5 protein-coding genes are annotated in these 2,292 nt (G+C 40.9%); 4 read left to right on the forward strand and 1 reads right to left on the reverse strand.

Annotated elements, in window-relative coordinates; genetic code table 11:
* The 4 genes from DL92_RS21315 to DL92_RS0114825 form a co-directional block, all read left to right on the forward strand.
* Window positions 1-195 (forward strand): hypothetical protein (locus DL92_RS21315; protein WP_034469423.1); only part of this gene is annotated, 195 nt, incomplete at its 5' end.
* 143 nt (window positions 196-338) lie between these two features.
* The gene (locus DL92_RS19585) at window positions 339-926 is read left to right on the forward strand and encodes a hypothetical protein (RefSeq protein WP_051625376.1); all 588 of its coding nucleotides are present in this window, start codon (window positions 339-341) and stop codon (window positions 924-926) included.
* Window positions 919-1,782: a hypothetical protein gene (locus tag DL92_RS0114820; RefSeq protein WP_026668162.1), complete on the forward strand. Its 864-nt coding sequence runs from the start codon at window positions 919-921 to the stop codon at window positions 1,780-1,782. The genes DL92_RS19585 and DL92_RS0114820 overlap by 8 nt, the downstream gene beginning before the upstream one ends.
* Window positions 1,783-1,816: 34 nt before the next feature.
* Window positions 1,817-2,017 carry a hypothetical protein gene (locus DL92_RS0114825; protein ID WP_026668163.1) on the forward strand — a complete coding sequence of 67 codons (201 nt, stop codon included), beginning with the start codon at window positions 1,817-1,819 and terminating at the stop codon, window positions 2,015-2,017.
* A gap of 80 nt (window positions 2,018-2,097) precedes the next feature.
* Here the strand turns inward: DL92_RS0114825 and DL92_RS21375 are convergent.
* On the reverse strand, window positions 2,098-2,292 hold a 195-nt coding region (locus DL92_RS21375; protein WP_207640540.1), incomplete at its 5' end, for a hypothetical protein.

The following is a 2,292-nucleotide window of genomic DNA, read 5'->3' on the forward strand; positions in this document are numbered from 1 at the left end:
CCACAGCATATATGCGAGGATAAAACAGAAAGGAACGCCCCTAAAGCAGAAGCAATGGAAAAGCTTGTTAAAGAGCTTATTGGGGACAGGCTTCTAGAACTTAGCAGATACGTTGTCATGGATACAATAAACAAGACAATGATCATAGACAAAACAGCACTTACCGATGCTGGATACACACTGGTAACTCATTAAAAGGTGGGTCAATTCACAGTGTAAAAATCGAGATTTATAAACAAAACTGACCCGCCTCCAAAATCACAATGACGGATCCAAGGGTGGGTCAGATTTAAGTATAAAAGTGGGTCAATTTTACTTGACAATCAACAGCCGCTAGGATGGCAGCAGGCGGTGCGGGAGCCGGACTTGCTGCCGGCGCCAGTGTTGCTTTTATGGCCCCGACAGCGGCTATGTGGATTGCAACTACTTTTGGAGTGTCTTCGACAGGAACTGCAATATCAACTTTGACCGGAGCTGCTGCAACAAAAGCTGCTTTGGCATGGCTTGGCGGAGGCGCGTTGAGTGCAGGAGGAACAGGTATAGCCGGAGGGCAGGCTCTTTTGGCTTTGGCAGGACCTGTTGGCTGGACTATAGCAGGAGCAACGCTTCTTACTTCTATACTTCTTTTTTCCAAAAATAGAGCAAAACTAAATAAAGAGAAAAATGAGGAGATTGAGGCTGTTAAGCGCAATATTGAGGCTATAAAAGAGATGGATGGCAAGATCTCTGAGATACTGACACGTACAAATGATGTGAGAACGGGATTGAATTCAAACTTCCAAGATTGCCTTTCATTGTTCAGTGGAGATTATACGACGTTCAGCGATGATGATAAGAATAAGCTGGGGGCTATGGTTAATCTTACAAAGACTTTATCGGCATTGTATTGTAAGCAAATTGTCGCAGAGGGTGAGAGTCATGATTGAAGAATTATTGAAGGATATTACATTAGATTATCTGAAGGATACAGAAATCGGTGCGAATATCCAAAAGGCTATGGATGGAATCGCAAAGGCACAAGAGACTGTTTTGGCATATATGAATGATGATAGTCCTGAGCAGTTGAAACGCATAAGAATCGGTACCATTGCAACATTTGCTATTCTTGGCAAAATAGCTTCAGGGAAAAATATTGAGGAGTTCGATAAACAAGATTGGATTGATATTGCGAGTAAGATCTCAGATCTTGCGATTCTTCCTGACGGTCAGCAATATAGTGTCGAGGTCTTTGAGGCTTATGCTGATTACGTTGATATTTCTGTGAAATTGCTTGATAAAAACGGGATTTCAAAAGAGAAGTGTGAAGCCATAAGCCGGATAGCTAAAGAGGTTAGGATGCTGTCTAAGGATGTAAGCAAAGGAATTATATCCGAAGTGGATTACACCGAGAAGTGTCTGTGGCTGTTGTTGGAAGCAATGATAAAGCTTATTACATCGTATAGTGCGATTCTTCTTGGAGAAGATCTGGCACAGTTTAATCAGAGTGTGGCTATGCTTGCCTTTGAATATGGCCGATATTCACTGTACAAGCGTGAGTCAGAGATCCTGAATCAGTATATTGAACATCAAGCCACAGTTGATGCTGAGCTTGAAGCTAAGCTTGATAAATATAGGGATGAGATTCAAGAAAGAAGCAAAGTTTTTGATGAGTTACTTGCAAATGCATTTAGCCGGGATATATCCGAGCGGCTTAAGGCGTCAGCAGAGATTGCAAGAAACGTTGGTGTTGATGAAACAGAGATTTTGGATTCAGTTGGGAAGATAGATGATTTTTTTGGTTGAGGTATGGACAAAGAAACGGACAAGGTAGTAAGTGATGGAAGTAACATACAAGAATGAAATACTTAAATACATCGATGATTTTCATGGAGAGTCTGTTCTTTGGATAACAGATCCATCTCAAAGAAATATGGAGCATATGACTTTTGTGGGGGGATATCCAAATGAATATGCCATATATTTAAGGGATTTAAGTCAAGATGAGCGCGAAGATATATATAGGCAACTAAAACATTGATAGTGGAGTAGTGCTGAATTATCAGTGCGGAGCTTATAAGTGTGATGTTATCGGAAGATGATTTTGGTGATAGATGAAATTTATATCGCAATCCGCCACTTACTGTTATGCGTTTCAAAATATAACCGTACCTTCCGCTTGTAATCAAGCACGACAACAACACATTCAAAAACAAATGTGGAGTAAGAAACATAGAGCCCGTCCGGAGTAGTATAAGGCCCCGGATGGGTTATGGTTCTATAACCTTTTATCGTATAATTTTCATATTGGCCATC

Source organism: Butyrivibrio sp. AE2005 (assembly GCF_000686965.1).
In the GTDB taxonomy this organism is placed as follows: domain Bacteria; phylum Bacillota; class Clostridia; order Lachnospirales; family Lachnospiraceae; genus Butyrivibrio; species Butyrivibrio hungatei_A.